Annotated in this window: 12 protein-coding genes; 5 read left to right on the top strand and 7 right to left on the bottom strand. The window is 38.9% G+C overall.

From position 1 onward, the window contains the following. Positions 1-27 precede the first annotated feature (27 nt). Positions 28-906: a mechanosensitive ion channel family protein gene (locus C7S20_RS17590; protein WP_107013696.1), complete on the top strand. Its 879-nt coding sequence runs from the start codon at positions 28-30 to the stop codon at positions 904-906. Positions 907-1,028: 122 nt separating this feature from the next. Here C7S20_RS17590 and C7S20_RS17595 read toward each other — a convergent pair whose 3' ends face one another. Continuing rightward, a complete protein-coding gene (locus C7S20_RS17595) occupies positions 1,029-4,754 on the bottom strand; it encodes a metallophosphoesterase (RefSeq protein WP_107013697.1) in 3,726 nt (1,241 codons plus the stop codon). A 56-nt stretch (positions 4,755-4,810) separates the two neighbouring features. Between C7S20_RS17595 and C7S20_RS17600 the strand changes: the two genes are divergently transcribed. Further along, positions 4,811-5,995, top strand: coding sequence for a Pycsar system effector family protein (locus C7S20_RS17600; RefSeq protein ID WP_107013698.1), 1,185 nt, complete (start codon positions 4,811-4,813; stop codon positions 5,993-5,995). Here the strand turns inward: C7S20_RS17600 and C7S20_RS17605 are convergent. Further along, positions 5,987-8,353 (bottom strand): GAF domain-containing protein, encoded by a 2,367-nt coding sequence (locus C7S20_RS17605; RefSeq protein WP_107013699.1) that lies wholly within the window; start codon positions 8,351-8,353, stop codon positions 5,987-5,989. The two genes, C7S20_RS17600 and C7S20_RS17605, sit on opposite strands and share 9 nt — an antisense overlap. 136 nt (positions 8,354-8,489) lie before the next feature. Here C7S20_RS17605 and C7S20_RS17610 point away from each other — a divergent pair, with 136 nt between their 5' ends. Beyond that, the gene (locus tag C7S20_RS17610; protein ID WP_107013700.1) at positions 8,490-9,617 is read left to right on the top strand and encodes a TlpA disulfide reductase family protein; all 1,128 of its coding nucleotides are present in this window, start codon (positions 8,490-8,492) and stop codon (positions 9,615-9,617) included. 91 nt (positions 9,618-9,708) lie between these two features. Here the strand turns inward: C7S20_RS17610 and C7S20_RS17615 are convergent, their stop codons facing one another. Both C7S20_RS17615 and C7S20_RS17620 read right to left on the bottom strand, forming a co-directional pair. After that, positions 9,709-10,398: an SIMPL domain-containing protein gene (locus C7S20_RS17615; protein ID WP_107013701.1), complete on the bottom strand. Its 690-nt coding sequence runs from the start codon at positions 10,396-10,398 to the stop codon at positions 9,709-9,711. Between the two features lie 47 nt (positions 10,399-10,445). Continuing rightward, positions 10,446-11,093 carry a rhomboid family intramembrane serine protease gene (locus tag C7S20_RS17620; RefSeq protein ID WP_107013702.1) on the bottom strand — a complete coding sequence of 216 codons (648 nt, stop codon included), beginning with the start codon at positions 11,091-11,093 and terminating at the stop codon, positions 10,446-10,448. 52 nt (positions 11,094-11,145) lie between these two features. On the opposite strand from C7S20_RS17620, the gene C7S20_RS17625 reads away from it, so the two are divergent. Then, positions 11,146-12,051, top strand: coding sequence for a lysophospholipid acyltransferase family protein (locus tag C7S20_RS17625; protein WP_107013703.1), 906 nt, complete (start codon positions 11,146-11,148; stop codon positions 12,049-12,051). Here the strand turns inward: C7S20_RS17625 and glmM are convergent. Continuing rightward, entirely contained in the window at positions 12,048-13,433 is a 1,386-nt protein-coding gene (gene glmM / locus C7S20_RS17630) for a phosphoglucosamine mutase (protein ID WP_107014298.1), read from the bottom strand. The two genes, C7S20_RS17625 and glmM, sit on opposite strands and share 4 nt — an antisense overlap. A gap of 96 nt (positions 13,434-13,529) precedes the next feature. Between glmM and C7S20_RS17635 the strand changes: the two genes are divergently transcribed. Further along, complete coding sequence (locus C7S20_RS17635) at positions 13,530-14,132, top strand: acyl carrier protein phosphodiesterase (protein WP_107013704.1); 603 nt, start codon at positions 13,530-13,532, stop codon at positions 14,130-14,132. A 36-nt stretch (positions 14,133-14,168) separates the two neighbouring features. On the opposite strand, the gene C7S20_RS17640 is transcribed toward C7S20_RS17635, so the two are convergent. Continuing rightward, complete coding sequence (locus tag C7S20_RS17640) at positions 14,169-15,293, bottom strand: M12 family metallopeptidase (protein WP_107013705.1); 1,125 nt, start codon at positions 15,291-15,293, stop codon at positions 14,169-14,171. Between the two features lie 238 nt (positions 15,294-15,531). Then, positions 15,532-16,563 (bottom strand): M12 family metallopeptidase, encoded by a 1,032-nt coding sequence (locus C7S20_RS17645; RefSeq protein ID WP_107014299.1) that lies wholly within the window; start codon positions 16,561-16,563, stop codon positions 15,532-15,534. Between the last annotated feature and the right edge of the window lie 311 nt (positions 16,564-16,874).

The raw sequence follows: 16,874 nt of genomic DNA on the forward strand, positions 1-16,874 counted from the left end.
TTCCGGTTTTCAACTTTATAAAATTATATGCAGGAATTTGACATTCAGGATTCAGTAAAAGGCATCTGGGACAAATTAGGCGGATGGCTGGACTCAATAATAATAAATCTGCCTAATTTCTTTTTGGCGGTAATAGTTTTCATCATTTTTATCTTCATCGCGAAGTATGTGGGGAAAATTTTTGACCGCATCTTTAGAAACCAGATAAAACAGAATTCCATCAGGATGATGGCTATTAAAGTAATAAAAGCCATCATTATCATGGTGGGATTTTTTGTTGCTTTAGGCTTACTGAACCTCGATAAAGTTCTTACTTCTGTACTGGCTGGTGCCGGAGTTGTTGGTCTGGCGATAGGTCTGGCCTTACAGGGAACTTTAAATAATACTTTCTCAGGGGTTATTCTGAGTTTTCTGCCCGAAATCCAGATTGGCGACTGGGTAGAAACCAACGGGTTTGCCGGCTCTGTGACTGAGATCAATCTTCGTAATATCGTGATCAAACAATCGGACAATAATTATGTGGTCATCCCTAATTCCAAGATCGTGGAAGAACCCTTTAAAAATTTTTCCCGCACGCCGCGGTCAAGGATATTTGTAAATTGTGGTGTGGGCTATAGTTCAGATCTTGAAATGGTAAGGGACCTTACCACCAAAACCATTCAGGATAATTTTCCACAACGCGGAAATGAAGAAGTTGAATTCATGTACCAGGGATTTGGAGACAGTTCGATCAATTACGTGGTGAGATTTTGGGCCGATGTCACTAAAAACCGTGATATTTTAATCGCACAGCACAAAGCTATTATAGCAATCAAGAAAGCTTACGATGCGAATGGTGTCAATATTCCATTCCCAATCAGAACTATCGATTTTAAAAATTCGCTTAATCTTGATAATAAAGGATAAAAGACTTTCCAGTAAAATTTTAAGCTGAAAAGAATATTTTAATCAGGCAAAACCTGTTTCCTTTTCTGATCACTTCAGATCTTGAAACAGGTTTTGCCTGAAAATTTAAAAATGGAATTTTCCTAAAATTTTAATCCGAGGCTAAAGGAAAAACGCGGCTGATCACCACCGCCGAAAAGACTGAATTTCCCCTGGATCGCTTCAGTTCCGTTTATCCAAAAACCTCCGCCGTAGCTGTCGTGCCAGCTATTGCTGTCTTCTCCTTCAACATACACGCGGCCAAGGTCATAACCTCCAAAAATTCCTATCTGCAACGGAAGAAAATTGGTTTTAATGGTATTGAAGCTATACCTGAGATCCGCACCCGTTCCTAAAGAACTTTTCCCGCTGAATCTTTCAAACCGGTATCCGCGCAACCCGGAAGAAGCGCCCATGGTCGCAGCCTGGTAAAATTCAAAATCATCTCCTAAATTGATGTGTGCATCCAGCCTTGTTTTTAATACCAGTTTCCGGTTTCGTGTCAGCGCGTTATAAAAACCGATATAAGGTTTAAAATAACCGTAAAACCTGCTGGGATCGGCGGTATTTATTTTTCCGCCAATATTAAGTTCGAAGCGCATTCCCCGTGTGGGATTCAGAACATGATCATAAGATTCGTATCGATAAAGCGCGTCAAGACCGGCAAAATATTTCCGGTCAAAAACATCAGAATTTGAAGTAGCATATTCTTCAGAAATAAAGCGGTTAGGCTCATCAGCCACTTTAATACTTTCAAAATTTGCCATATATCTGAATAGACTGCCAAAAGGCGTTTTATTGATAAATCCTCCCTCTACCCCTATTCTATTCATTCCTACCCTGTTGTAATCAAAACCTACATCTTCCGGATAGTTAGTTTCATTTCCGAAGCCAAAGAAATTGTCGCTCCAGTTGTTGTTGGTGAGATGCGCCCCAATAAGCAGGTTATAATTTCCCAGAATCGTGGCGAATTCTCCCTTATAATCGGCTTTTAAACCATTCGTTGCGGAATGATATTCCACTCCAAGAGTATGCTGTGAGGTAAAAGGATTTCGTTTGAACTTATTGATGGTTTTTATAAACTCAAGGCTGGCAACAAAATCTTCATCAGGATTAAAACCAAAATCAGGCAAAATACTTCCCGAAGCATAGGTCTTTTTATCTTTATCGTAGGTATTTATTTCGTAATCATCGGTAAATCGAAATTTGGCATTACCGGCCTTTTCTATTGTGTTTGGCAGGGATTTATAATCGTATAACTTGAGTTTTTGATTGTTCTCAATTGAATAAATGTCATTATCGTGGCCGCCAATAATCCGAACAAAGATTTTACCCGGGCCCTTCCCGGTTACACTTATTTTATCATCATCGTCAAGAGCATAGATCCAGATCTCTTTTGTTTCCTTTGGTTTATATATCTTTTCGCTGAGGATTTCTGCTCGTTTTCCATCTTTCTTGCGGGAGATGGTAACTTTTGTTGTACCATCTGGAAGTCTTTGCACATCTACAAAATCATCTTTATCGGTGCCGGTTACAATGGCAAGTTTCGCCAGGTGTTTATAATATCTTTCGGCAATTTCGACGATATTATCGCGCCTGCCTTTAACGTTTTCTATGAGCTCCTGTGTGGCCTCTCCCCGCGTTTCTTTAGGCAATTGTTCAAAGGCTTTTTCAATTACTTCATCGGTCACATGCTCTTTGATGAACTTTGCCTGCTCTATCCAGGCTGCTTTTCCCGTATTCTGAATGAGCTGACGGTCAAGTCCCAGGGAAGCAATATTGAACCATTCCACATTTTTTATATCCTTTCCATAGACTGAAAACTGGTTCGCGAAACCGCTAATCGCGCGAAGGGTTCCAAAAAAGGCACCATCAAAATTTGAAAAAACCTGGTCTCTATCCCTGGGAATAGGTTCAAAAATATGTTTCCCATTATCTTTTTCAATTTCTGCCCAGCGCCACTGATCCTGATGACGGTCCCAATCACCAATGAGCATATCGAAAATCCGCGCACGCACATAAGCGGGTTCATCTAAGGTATATTTCTCATCCCGCCGTAATCTTTCAAGCATTCCGGAAGTACTTACAATATCATGGCCCGGGGCCCCAAAACTTTTATAATTTATCCAGCCTTCTTCAGGCCTTTCAACCAGCATATAAATATCATCCCCCTGTACTGCATTATATTTTCCAAGGGCATCCTGTTTTGGCAAATAATATAATTCAGGGTTCGTGTGATAAACATGTGCCGCATCACTTAAAGTAGGAATGGTGAGAAAACCGTAAGGATGTGCGGCCGTATAAAAATCTCTCACCAGGTTCTCAGCGACAGTGTTATCCAGTTTATTCTCCACACTTTGATTTTTAAAAGCCACACTTTGTAGAAATCTCAAGGCATCTTTTCTCACCCTTCTCATATTGTATTCCCTACCAAGACTGTCTTTTAATCTCAGCGAAACAGTTTGGTGACCACCGCCTTCCCTCACGACTTCAAGGCCTCCGTGAAGAGTATCAAGATCGGCAACCGGCAAGGTGACATTGGTGGCATAGAGTTTTCGATAACGTTCTCCCCACACCGTATGATGAACTGCGCCTTTTCCCGAACCCGCTTCTTCTTCAGAATAAATAGAAGCCGTCATTGTTTTAGGAAAATGATCAGGATAATCTTTAACCTTGTATGGAATGGGTGTTTTAAAAATTTCTTTCCGGTACAAAAGTTTTGCTTTATTGTCTTCGTTACCGTAGTAACTTATCCATGAAGAGCCATCTTTAAAAACATCCAAAACGGCAAAGCCCTGACCGTTATATGCAAAAAGGCCGTCATTGCTAAGTGAAACATAGGTGGCCTTTGAGCCCGCGCCAGAAACAACCTGGTGAATGCTGTCATGTTCAATATACTGCAGGGTATGCTCATGACCAGAAACAAAGATGATACGTTCTTTACTTCCGCTGCTGGCTATGGCTTCAAGGCGGTTTGCCAGGGATTTATAGCGGTTATTCTGCGCATCCTGTATAGAGACCCCGCCGGTAGTACGAATAAGTGTGGCCAGGGATCCCAAAATGGGAATTGGGATTTTTTTCTGCGACGGATAAAGGTGCCGGTCAAAGTTATATTGTCCCCCATGAACCCCATTGGTATATAGCGGATGGTGGAGCGCAATAATGATGGTTTTATTCTGATTTTTTTTGATCTCTGATTGTAATTCCAAAAACATGGCTTCCCTGGTTTTTAACTGACAGCCATCGTTAATAGTGGGATTGCGATCCCAGTCTTCCAAATACCACTGGGAATCTATTACGAGCAACTGGATGTTATCAGAAATATCTACCGATTGAAAACCGCAACCAACTTCTGGTATCCATTGCAGGGAATCGCCGTAAGTTTCTTTCAAATAATTTTTCTGTCTTCGTAAACCTGCGAGTTTTTTATTGTACCAGCCGTGATTTCCAGGAATAAAAATAACATGACCTTCATAATTTTCAATAGCATCCAGTTGAGCGTCCAACCGGTATTCTGAAGCCTCACGACCGGGAGCATTTTTTACGGGCATTCCGGCGGGATAAATATTATCACCAAGAAAAATGGTATAATTTTCAGGTTTATGAACCGAATCCAGGAAGCTCTTTAAAGCCAGTAAGCCAAGGGAAGTTCCACCCGGAGGAGAATATCCGGCGTCGCCCACCAGGTAGAATGACTTTTCTATTTCTTTATTTTGAGGATAACCAAAATTTGAATGTGGCTCACCTTCACGATATTGCGGATGTACTGTAGAACAGGAAAAAACGACTATTAGTACTGCGAAAGCAGCTAAAAGGTTAAATCTTTTCATAAAGAAGTTTGGTTGAAATTTTTTGTATTTTGGTAATCATTCTAACGAAGCCTAATATGAACAACCTTATTGAGAAAGCCGATAAATTTGTAGAAGATCTATTTAAGGAAAAGCTGCCCAATACCTTTATTTATCATAATTATCAACATACCCTGAGAGTAGTTAAAAGTACTAAAGAAATTATCGATAATTCTGAAATTAATGTTAAAGAGGAAGAGCCGTTATTACTGGCCGCATGGCTGCATGACACCGGTTATACACAGGCATATCGAGGTCATGAAAAAAAGAGCGCTGAAATTGCCGAATCCTTTCTGAAAAAAAATAATGCCACACCAGAACTAATAGAAAAGGTAAAACAGTATATAATGGCTACTAACTTCAACTCCCAACCAAAAGGTCTGGAAGAAGAGATCATCAGGGATGCCGACTCTTCACATTTTGGAAAGGATTATTTTGAAGAAACCAGTGAGCTTTTGCGGCAGGAACTGGAAATGCATAATATTAAAAATTTCACCAATAGCGAATGGTTACAGGAAAACATAAGGGTATTGACCGAAAAACATCAGTATTATACTGATTATGCCATAAAAGAATGGCAGCCAAAAAAGGAAGAAAATCTTCTCGAGCTTATCGAAAGTAAACATAAACGCGAAAAAAAGTTAAAAAAGGAAGAGCATAAGGCCCGTATGAAGGCCAAATTTAAAAATGACAATCCAGAAAGAAGTATTCAAACCCTCTTTCGTATTACCCTAAGAAACCATATTAAATTAAGTGATATAGCTGATACCAAAGCGAATATTCTACTCTCGGTGAATGCCATCATTATTTCGCTGGCCATTGCGAACCTCATTCCAAAACTTGAAGCGGCATCAAATAAACACCTTCTTATTCCATCCCTGATCTTAATCCTTTTCAGCGTTGCCTCTGTGATCCTTTCCATTATGTCTACACGGCCCAATGTAACGAGTGGCGAATTCACCAGGGATCAGGTTAAAAACAGGGAAGTAAACCTGCTTTTTTTCGGAAATTATCATAAAATGCCTTTTGATCAGTTCAAATGGGCCATAAATGAATTGATGGAAGACAAAGATTATGTATATGAAATGCTAATGCTGGACCTTCATCTTCTTGGGAAAGTCCTCCATAAAAAATACCTGCTGCTAAGGCTTACTTATACCGTATTTATGGTAGGAATAATTATTTCGGTAATTGCTTTTATCCTCGCTTTTTACCTAATGTAGTTCTTCCATAAGATCTTCATAGGTGATGGTTTCATTGCTTTCTCCGGAATGCGGGGAATAGAGAATATTAACGCGTATCGCTTTTAACCCAACCACTCCCTGGACATCTTCTAGTTCCAGTAATTCCACTTCATCCCCCAGGTAATTTTTGGCCTGGAGGTATTTTATATATTGAAGATATTCCCCTTCATCGCTCGGCTGTGAATAGACAATGGTCATTTTCCCCTTTTGGGTCACCCGCTCTTCGGTCCCCTTCACAAAAGCTTTATCTATTCTTTTCTTAATGATCTCGTACCTCGCGTTATAGGTGCCGTCCACATCAAATTTTTTCTCGTCCATGCGATAACGAATGCTCATAGTACTGTTATAGACCAAAATAAGCGAGGCGGCATCTAACTGAATAGGAGTACTTTCCTGTAATTCATAAAAACGATTTTCCATTTCACACATGGTACTTAACTGCCATAACCTCAAATTAAAAAGATAGACCTTATTGAAAGGTTTCTTATTGACCATAGAAGCTCCTATATAAATATTATGGTCAACTCCGTCAGTTTTGTATCTTTCAAAATAATGCGGATATATTTTTTGAGCCTGAACCTGTTTTTTATCAATATACCGCGACATGGTACGATTGATCTGCTGAACGGTCTCATCGTATTTTTTTCGGTGATTATAGACAATGCCCGTTTCAGGGTTTAGTTTTTCCTTATATTCCTTGACCATTTTCCTGATCTCATCAGACTGCTGCTTTAAATGGCTCATTAAAGGATTGACTTCTTTCTGAAGCAGGTTAAAAACCTTCTGTTCACTACTGGCATTGAGTTTTTGCTCAAGTTCTTCCTTAAATTCGGAAATGCGGTATTTTACCTGATCATAAATAGGTAACTCTTCTATTTTATAGGCTTCATCAATGATGTTCAAAATTAATTGCAGCTGGTCGAGCAGGTCTTTCTGGATCGCGTCATTACGAGCTTCTGAAGAGGCTACAATATCGATCTGCCCATACAGCGGATACACATCTTTAAAACTGATATCTTTAAAAGAAGCCAGTCCGTCTTTATCCATGTCCTTAATGAACTTTTTCGCCTCTCTTTCAAAAACCCAGAGAACACTGGGATGTATTGAGGTACACTCGCTCTGTATTACCGCTTTTATACGGTTTTCAAAATCATTTCGGTTACGCTCTACCGTCGAGACGATATACGGAAGGATATCATTTAATTTAATGGCATTAATAGAATTCAGCTCATTTTTTCGCTCAGAAACCAGCTCCAAAACACCAAGCAACTTTCCATTTTTCGCAACCGGGGCCAGGAGACAGCTTTTCACATTATTTTTTTTCAGGTTCTTTGCCAGCAGATTATCATTGTTCTTTACGTAAGAATCTACATTTGAAATTGTGAAAAAAGTGTTCTTATTGATAAGCTTTTGAAAACCCTCTTCACAGATTCCCGTACTGCAATCATTCACGAGTTCGTCATCCAAAATAAAACTGTTGGCCTCTTCATTATTCATCCTTTCAAAGATCATATCGCGAGGATTAAAAACAGTAAAACCTACACGCAGATCAGAAATTTTATAAATAGACCGGAATATTTCTTCCAGTTTATGCAATTCTTCGGCTTCATTCACCTCTTCAAAAAGGAGCGTTGTTTTTAATTCGGAAATGGCATCATCTATAGTGACATCGGTTAAATTGAGAACTGTAAAACCTTTGAAAGTGTAGCTTTTTGGCGGAATTTTTTCTTTCCAAATTTCTACTTCGTTCACATTTTGCACAAGAAGGTCCACATCTTGTTGAGTGATTTTTGGAGCATCATCTGCCGGAATAATTTCTACAAAATCTGCGTTTATGGCAATACGATAATGTTTGATAATTCCGTCCTCATCTGGAATATCGTAATAAAGAGGACGGGAAATATCAAATTCATAGCCATAATATTGCTTAAGTATTTGAATGCAGGCAAAAATGTAGATATTATCATCATCAATATTACGCAAATCAAGTTCAAAATCGTCACCGGCGGTTTTCAGGATCTGCCTGAAACGCCTTGAAGAATTGAAAATAATATTATGAAAAGGCACAGAAGCGGCTTTGATCTCATTCTTGGTAAGAATACATGGGAAAAGATCATTCAGCAGCACCTTTATGGGTTCCTTATATTTTTTTAACAGTTTTAGATCTGTGAAACCTTCTTTTAGCTCCGGAAATTGAGAAACATGTTCAAGCACTTTCTCTGTATATTCTCTGGAAATGTCGCTTTTTATATTACCTATTTCCTTTTCGTATTGCTCCAGGACCTTGTGAAAACTTATCTGGATATCGAAAGGAAAATCTTTCAACTTTTGCTTCATAACCCGATAATTTAGATAAAAATAAATTTAAATAAAGGCCTAAAGTGGCTGTAACAAAGAAATTAACAATATTTTATTAAATCGGCATGACTATGAAAAAGGAGTTCTTTACTTTTGTGAAAAATAAATTTTAAGAATGAAAAAATTAGTAATAATAGTTTCTGCAATTACGATGGTTTTTGCCGCCTGTGAAAAGGATAAAGGATATTATCTCTCAGGAAATACTGAAGGATTTGAAGACGGCACCAAGGTGTATATTTCAGAACTTGGTGAAGACACCCGTGCTCCCAAGGTTGTTGACACAGCCGTAATTAAAAATGGACATTTTGAAGTTGATCTTGAAGATACCGATGTTCCAAACCTTGGTTTCCTAAGATTCGAAGGCTCAAATGGCAGCGTCTTATTTATCGAGGAAAATCAAAAAATAAGCTTTGATATTAATAAAGACAGTATTCAAAATGCTAAGGTTTCTGGCGGAAAAGAGAATGCCGCTCTCAATGAATATATGGGGCATTTAAAAGATCTCAACCAGAAATATATGAAGTTACAGGCCGATTCAAGAGAGGCTATGATGAAGCAGGATACCGCAGCCCTGGAAAATATGCAGGCCACGCAAATGGAATTGCGCGACAACGATAAGGTAAAAAAAGAAGAGATATTCAAGAATAATAAAGATTCTTTTGTAGGCCTTATGGTGCTTACCGATATGCTGAACATGAAAACTCATTCAGCTACTGAAGTGAAGAAAATGTATGAAGAACTTTCAGACCGGATAAAACAAACACCTCTGGCTAAAAAGCTTAAGGAAAACCTGGATCAAATGAGTGCCACTGATGTTGGTAATAAAGCTCCGGAATTTTCGGGTCCAAATCCTGAAGGAAAAGAGATCAGCCTTTCCGAAAATATGGGAAAAGTGACCATAGTCGATTTCTGGGCCGCCTGGTGTAAACCCTGTCGTGCCGAAAGTCCGAATCTTGTAAAAGTCTACAATAAATACAAAGATCAGGGTCTAAATATCATAAGTGTTTCTTTAGATCGACCCGGCCAGAAAGACAAATGGGTTGAAGCTATTAAAGAAGATAATCTTGGAGCCTGGAACCATGTTTCTCACCTTGAATTCTGGAAAGAGCCTATAGCAAGGAAGTATGGAGTTACGGCTATCCCGGCTACTTATATTCTTGACGATCAGGGTGTGATCGTAGCGAAAAATCTTCGCGGAGACGATCTTTCGAATAAGATTGGAGAGTTATTGAGCAAGTCTTAAAAGACCAACTACCAACTCTTTAAAAAAGAGCTGTCTGAAAAGTTTCTAAGGCAATATTCAGCCTGAAATTGGAACTATTCAGACAGCTTTTTTATTTCAGTTCGAAACTGATATTCACCCTTATTTTCACTTCCAGTTCACCGGGGGCAATAGTTTGCTGTTCACCGGTTGCCTTCATCTCCATAGCTTCGTCCATTCTGTACATAGGCTGAACCTGGTTGTAATCAACCTGGTTTATAGAAACTGCTTTCCCCACTTCCTGCTCCAGTGGATTTGCCAGTTCCCCAGCAATTTCTTTGGCATTCAAAACAGCTATTTTACGGGCTTCCTTTTCATATTCTTCAATTTCAGAAGACTTAAACTGGATTCCATCAATGCGGTTCATGCCGTTATCAAGCAATCCTTTCATGATCTTCTCGTATTTTGTGATATCATGAAGCGTGATGGAAATCGCCTGATTGGCGACGAATTTTTCAGTGCGATCCTGCCCGTTATTGTTATAGATATACCTTTTATTCAGATTTAGATAATCGGTTTCAATATCCTTTTCGGCAATTCCCTGGGATTTGAGGTATTTTATAATCGCATTTACCACTTTATCATTTTCAGCTTTTACCGCAGCCGCCGATTCCCCCTCATGTTCAATGCGTGATTTAATCACCACTTCATCGGGTTTTACCTTTACAACTCCTTCCCCTACCACATTTACGGTAGACTGGCAATTTTCCTGGGCCATAAGAGGCGCAGTGATCAATAGCAATAGAATGACTAATTTTTTCATAGTATATTGTTTTAGTTGAGTAAAGATAATCCAAGAAAGATACCAAACTAGATCTTACCTGTACGTTGCAGATAAAAAAGAATGAGGATAGGCAGCGCGAGGAGAACGACCATTAGAAGATGCTCCGTAAAAACCCAGGGCGCAAAGATCATTGTAATAAAATAACCGCCCATGGCCCCGCCAAAATGAGCATCGTGGCCAATATTGTCCCGCCGGCGTTTCATTCCGTAAATGGTATAAAAAAGATAACCTATCCCAAAAATATAGGCCGGAATAGGAATAAAAAAGAACAAACCAAGCATCATATCCGGTTGCAGTAAAATAGCCGAATATAAAATGCCCATTACCGCGCCGCTCGCTCCCACGGCTGTGTAGCTATAATCGTTCTTATGAAAATAATAGGATAGAAAATTACCCAGCAACAAACTACCCAGGTAAACCACCACAAAAGCAGTAGTGCCAAGGCCATAGATCACCACATTGGCAAAAAAATAGAGGGTTAACATGTTCACCAGCAAATGGCTGATATCCACATGCAGGAATCCGGAAGTAAAAATTTGATGATAGGCGCCGGATTTTATATTGGCAATATTGAATTTGTATTTATTAAAGAAGTTTTCATCATTGAATCCCTTGAAAGAAATTACAGCAGTAATACCAATAATCGCAAGGGTTACCAGGTTCAATTCTCCCATGTTTACTGAAGTTTAGTGTCAAATATACCATATATTTGCGTAAAGAATTTTTATGCAAGGAATAGTTTTCTGGTTAATTTACCCGCTACTCTGGTTTATTTCCATACTCCCTTTTCCCGTTTTTTATTTTTTTTCTGATATGGTTTTTGTGCTGGTTTATCACCTTATTAGGTACAGGCGCAAAACCGTAACCGCTAATCTTCGCCTTGTTTTTCCTGAAAAATCTTCGGAAGAGATCGCCACAATCCGTAAAAAATTCTACCGGCATATGTGCGATATGTTCCTGGAAATGATCAAAAGCATAAATATTTCAAAAAAAGAATTGAAAAAGCGTTTCACTTTTACCAATCTTGAGGCATTGCGCGAGATGGAAAAACTTGATAAAAGCATTATCATCATGTGTGGGCATTACGCCAGTTATGAATGGATGCTTTCCCTGCAGTTATACGGACTCAAACATAAATCCTTCGGAATTTACAAAAGCATTAGAAACAGGTATTTTGACCGGCTTGTGAAATCGATTAGAAGCCGCTTTAATGCCGAACTTATAAGCACTTATAAAGCTTCAGAATTTATCAGGTTTAACCAGGAAAGTGGCCAATTAGGGACTTATGCAATGATTGCCGATCAATCTCCGAAACTCGAACGGGCAAAACACTGGATCGATTTTATGGGAATTAAGGCGCCGGTTTTTGAGGGTTCTGACCGTTTTGCACGAAAATTAGATATGGCCGTTGTTTACCTTCACGTCGAAAAATTCAAAAGGGGGTATTACGAGGCTACTTTTATTCCAATTACAAGCAACGCCCCAAAAGAGCCTCCACATTTTATTACCAAAAAATTCATCCAACTTCTGGAAGAACAGATCAAAAAAGCTCCGGAATATTATCTATGGACCCATAAACGCTGGAAACACAAAGATCAACCTATTTCTTCTCACGCTGAAGTTATCGATTAGGCGATAATATCTTCTATTTCTTTAATCATTTTCTGCGCAAGTTCGTCGGCTTCCTGTTGTGATTTGGCTTCGGTATAAATTCGAATAATTGGTTCGGTATTCGATTTACGCAAATGAACCCAGTTTTCGGGAAAATCGATTTTCACTCCATCAACCGTTGAAATCTCCTGGTTCGAATGGCGTTTTTCAACAGCCCTAAGAATTCCATCCACATCGAGATCGGGAGTCAATTCGATCTTGTTTTTACTCATAAAGTAAGAAGGATATTCTTTTCTTATTTCAGAAACTTTCTTTCCTTTTTCGGCGAGATAGGTAAGGAACAATGCCGTTCCTACAAGGCTATCGCGGCCATAATGCGCCTGCGGATAAATGATGCCCCCATTCCCTTCTCCACCTATAATTGCATTGGTATCTTTCATCAATTTTACAACATTTACCTCACCAACGGCACTTGCCTTGTAATTACCATGATGTTTTTGAGTAATGTCACGCAAGGCCCTTGAGGACGAAAGATTGCTTACGGTATTTCCTTTCTCCTTGGAAAGAATGTAATCTGCACAGGCAACAAGGGTGTATTCTTCTCCAAACATTTCACCGGTTTCATCAATAAATGCCAGGCGGTCAACATCCGGATCTACCACGATCCCGAGATCGGCCTTTTCTTTTTTCACCAGATTGCAGATATCGGTTAGATGCTCTTTTAGAGGCTCCGGGTTATGCGGAAAATGACCATTAGGTTCACAATAAAGTTCCACGACCTCAACGCCCATTTTTTTAAGAAGGGCCGGAATTGCAATTCCGCCTGAAGAATTTACCGCATCTACAACGACTTTAAATCCGGCATTTTTAACTTTATCAATAGCTACCATTTTCAGTTTAAGCACTTCTTCAATATGAAGATCGATATAGTTCTCCTTCACCGAAATCTTGCCGAGATCATCCACTTCAGCAAATTCAAGGGTTTCGGCTTCTGCTATCTTTAGTATTTTAGCCCCTGCCTCGGCATTCAGAAATTCCCCTTTATTATTCAGAAGTTTTAAAGCGTTCCATTGCTTAGGGTTATGGCTGGCGGTAAGGATGATCCCTCCATCGGCTTTTTCAAGAGGTACGGCAACTTCAACGGTAGGAGTGGTGGAAAGACCTATATCAATGACATCTATTCCAAGACCAACGAGAGTGTTCATCGTAAGATTTTGTATCATTTCACCGGAGATCCTGGCATCCCTTCCAACCACGACCGTAATTTTATCTTTTTGAAGTTCCTGTTTCAGCCAGGTACCATAAGCGGCGGCAAATTTTACAGTATCTATAGGAGTTAAATTGTCTTTTTCCCTTCCCCCAATGGTTCCACGAATTCCTGAAATAGATTTTATTAAGCTCATTACTGATTTTCTAATTTTTGACAAATATACATGTACGTAAAGTGAAGCGCCAAAACTTAACATAAATTTACCCCTGATATTTGTACCTTGAACCACATGAATTTCCTTGCGCATATCTATCTTTCCGGTGATGACGATCTGCTGAAAATTGGCAATTTCATTGCAGATTCCATAAAAGGCAAAAAATACCTGAAATATCCTCCAAGAATTCAGGACGGCATCATTCTGCACAGGGCCATCGATTATTTTACCGATACCCACCCCGTCTTCAGAAAAAGTGTGCAGAGGCTTTTTCCTGCTTACAGGCATTATAGCGGAATTATCGTGGATATTTTTTATGATCATTTTCTTGCGGCAAACTGGGAAGATTATTCTGATACTCCACTAAAAGATTATTCAGAAAATTTTTACAGGCTTCTTGATGAAAATCAGGAATTACTGCCTATAAAAGTATTGAATTTCATGCCCTATATGATTGAAGAGAACTGGCTTTACAGCTATCGGAAAATTGACGGCATACAAAAAGTCCTGAACGGAATGAACCGCCGAACAGGCAGGAAATCAGGAATGAATATGGCAGTAAAAGAACTTGAAGGATCCTATCCATCTTTTGAAAACGAATTCCGCTTATTTTTTGAAGAACTTCAGGATTTCAGCAGAATTAAAATAACACAGATAGATAAAAAGAAAGACCGGTAAAAACCAGTCTTTCCTAGATATTTCTATACAAATTTTTTATCTAACGTATCTCCAATGACCGCTTATAAGCTCAACTTCGCGCCATTGTTTTCCTTTAAAAACCCACCATTTATCATCTTTACGAAGAACGGTAACACCTTCAATGGTATAGGTTTCTCCATTTATATAATTAGTAGTGGTAGTGGTGGTTGTTCCCCCAGTAGTGGTGGTGGTTGTCCCTGAAGTATCAGTAGTTCCTAAGGAAGTGTCGGTAGTTGTGGAAGAACTACTTGTATCAACAGGTCCGGGATATAAAACATTAATTCCCTCGATATCACCGGCTGAAAGTCCGCTTCTCTGCGCATAAAAAGTCGATCCATCTAATTTGGTAATAGTGGGCAATCCATTTGCGGAAAAAGAATAGGAACTATATAACATTATAGAGCCAAAATCAAGATTTGAAGTATATTCAGCTCCATCCCATCCGGCTTCCTGGTAAGTATAGAAATTATATTCCCTGCCAGAAACGATATTATCATAATTAATAATGATCGCATTATCTCTATCTACACGGCTCTGTTCATGCCATAAACCAACAGCATGGCCAATCTCGTGAATCGCGTTTCCGGTTGAGCAGGCATCGGCGAGCGTGATATTCTGGCGTCCGCCTACCATTCCCACGTAAGAAGAACATCCTGAACCCGGAGTAAAATAGATATAATTGGATTCTGAGGTGTGTTGTACAAACCTTACTGCGGTATTTGCTTCCCAATGTCTCATCGCGTCTAGTACACGCGCCTGATTAGGAAGGGAAGGGTCAATTTCATAAAAAACCGTATTGTTTGGCCAAATGAACTGAGTTCTTCCAACACTTCTAGTAACAGGCTGAGGCAGAATACCGGGATCCAGAATAAGGCCTAATGGCTTAAAGGAAGTTCGATTTTCAGGAAGAAGGATATCACCCTGGTACACATATTTTCCATTAATAGATTCAACGGGAAGTTTTCGTTCCCCGAAGTACACGTCTACTGGATCTCCAAATTGGTCTGGAAAAGCCATTTCGGTAAAGTCATCTTTAAAAGAGGCATTTACACTGTTGTCCTGAGAGGTCTCCAGAGGTTCCTGGCTACAGGCGAAAAGACCGAATACGGCCACGCCCAAAAGTAATTTTGCACTTTTCATAAGTAGGTAATTAAGTTAAACTTGAGATCTAAAGCAGATTTGGGAATAAACTTGAGATCAGTTTTCAATTCATTTAATCGGGTAATTTTTGCTTTTTATCGATAGTTAAAATTTGTATTAGTCCTATTTCTTAAAATTTATGGTGTGTAATTATTCTACAAAAACTGAGATTTTAACATTTTATTTACACATAAATTTTCCTGGTGAAAGAACCTTCACCAGGAAAATTTTCTATTTATTAAAACATATAATGCCAATAATTATCTATTAGTTCTACCTGTCTCCATCCCCGGCTGGAATAATACCACCACATTCCCCAGTTTCTCAAAACAGTCAGGCCTGCAATTGTATAATATTCACCGTCAATATAGGTGGCAGTTGTACCCGGAGAAGGATAAATGGAATTAATCCCATTTATATCTCCATTAGAAAGAGCGTTCCTCTGTGCGGTATATAAAGAACCATCTACTTTAGTTATTGTAGGCTGACCATTACTGCTGAAAGAATAGGGGCTATACATCATAATAGAGCCAAAATCTAATTGTGTGGTAAGCTCTTTTCCGTCAAAACCGCTTTCCTGGTAGGTTTGAAAATTATATTCCTTTCCACTTTCAATATTGTCAAAATGAATGGTAATGTATTTATCTCTATCTACCCTGCTCTGCTCATGCCATAGTCCAAGGGCATGGCCAATCTCATGAATTGCATTTCCAGTGGAACAGGCATCTGCCAGGATAAGATCCTGTTTTCCGCCCACCATTCCTATATAAGATGAACAGCCAGATCCAGGCGTGAAATAAATATAATTAGATTCGGAAGAGCGTTCTACAAAGTTGATATTCGTATTCGCTTCCCAGTGGCTTATGGCATCATAAACCCTGGACTGGTCTGGAAGTTTACTATCAATCTCGTAATAAACGGTATTGTTTGGCCAATAACCGGAAGTTCTCGCAACACTTTTACTGGCTGGGGTCTCCCCTTTCTCATAAACCAGTTTCTCCTGGCTTTTGGAAATGCCATTAGAAGGAAGAAGGATGTCGCCCTGGTAAATAAAATGGGTACTGGTGCGTTTAACAGGCATTTTTCTTCCTGCATAATAAATGTTCATTACCTCTCCCTTTGAACCCGGAAAAGCAACTTCTGTGTTTGCATCGAGTAATTTAGAATTTGAAGTCTGATCTGGGGTTACAGTTTGATCTTCAATCGGATCTTTGCTACAGGAAGCCAGTATTACTACCGATAGCAAAAAAAACAATTTTAATTTTCTCATAAGTAGGTTTCTCTTTTTGTATTTTAATATTTCCTTTTGTTTTCGAACTTTAAAAAGCAAAGGTTATTCCAAAATTTTTAACTTTTTCTATAGTTAAATATTTAACAGTTAAATTCTTACAAATACCTTTTTGAAATAGTTTTTTCGAGGTTTGGGTTCCCGAATACTTATAATTCTTTTTATTCTTATTAGTTCTGAAAAGCACTTATTTTTCAATGCTTTTCAAAGATTTAAACATTCACTTCAACTTTACATCAAACTGATGTTCAGGTACTAACATAGGATATTTTTAATATTTAACGCAACATTTT

Source organism: Christiangramia fulva (assembly GCF_003024155.1).
Taxonomy (GTDB): Bacteria; Bacteroidota; Bacteroidia; order Flavobacteriales; family Flavobacteriaceae; genus Christiangramia; species Christiangramia fulva.

Bases quoted from the DNA above. Each gene is read 5' to 3' on its own strand.
- C7S20_RS17590 (WP_107013696.1), top strand. From the start codon at position 28: ATGCAGGAATTTGACATTCAGGATTCAGTAAAAGGCATCTGGGACAAA.
- C7S20_RS17595 (WP_107013697.1), bottom strand. From the start codon at position 4,754: ATGAAAAGATTTAACCTTTTAGCTGCTTTCGCAGTACTAATAGTCGTT.
- C7S20_RS17600 (WP_107013698.1), top strand. From the start codon at position 4,811: ATGAACAACCTTATTGAGAAAGCCGATAAATTTGTAGAAGATCTATTT.
- C7S20_RS17605 (WP_107013699.1), bottom strand. From the start codon at position 8,353: ATGAAGCAAAAGTTGAAAGATTTTCCTTTCGATATCCAGATAAGTTTT.
- C7S20_RS17610 (WP_107013700.1), top strand. From the start codon at position 8,490: ATGAAAAAATTAGTAATAATAGTTTCTGCAATTACGATGGTTTTTGCC.
- C7S20_RS17615 (WP_107013701.1), bottom strand. From the start codon at position 10,398: ATGAAAAAATTAGTCATTCTATTGCTATTGATCACTGCGCCTCTTATG.
- C7S20_RS17620 (WP_107013702.1), bottom strand. From the start codon at position 11,093: ATGGGAGAATTGAACCTGGTAACCCTTGCGATTATTGGTATTACTGCT.
- C7S20_RS17625 (WP_107013703.1), top strand. From the start codon at position 11,146: ATGCAAGGAATAGTTTTCTGGTTAATTTACCCGCTACTCTGGTTTATT.
- glmM (WP_107014298.1), bottom strand. From the start codon at position 13,433: ATGAGCTTAATAAAATCTATTTCAGGAATTCGTGGAACCATTGGGGGA.
- C7S20_RS17635 (WP_107013704.1), top strand. From the start codon at position 13,530: ATGAATTTCCTTGCGCATATCTATCTTTCCGGTGATGACGATCTGCTG.
- C7S20_RS17640 (WP_107013705.1), bottom strand. From the start codon at position 15,293: ATGAAAAGTGCAAAATTACTTTTGGGCGTGGCCGTATTCGGTCTTTTC.
- C7S20_RS17645 (WP_107014299.1), bottom strand. From the start codon at position 16,563: ATGAGAAAATTAAAATTGTTTTTTTTGCTATCGGTAGTAATACTGGCT.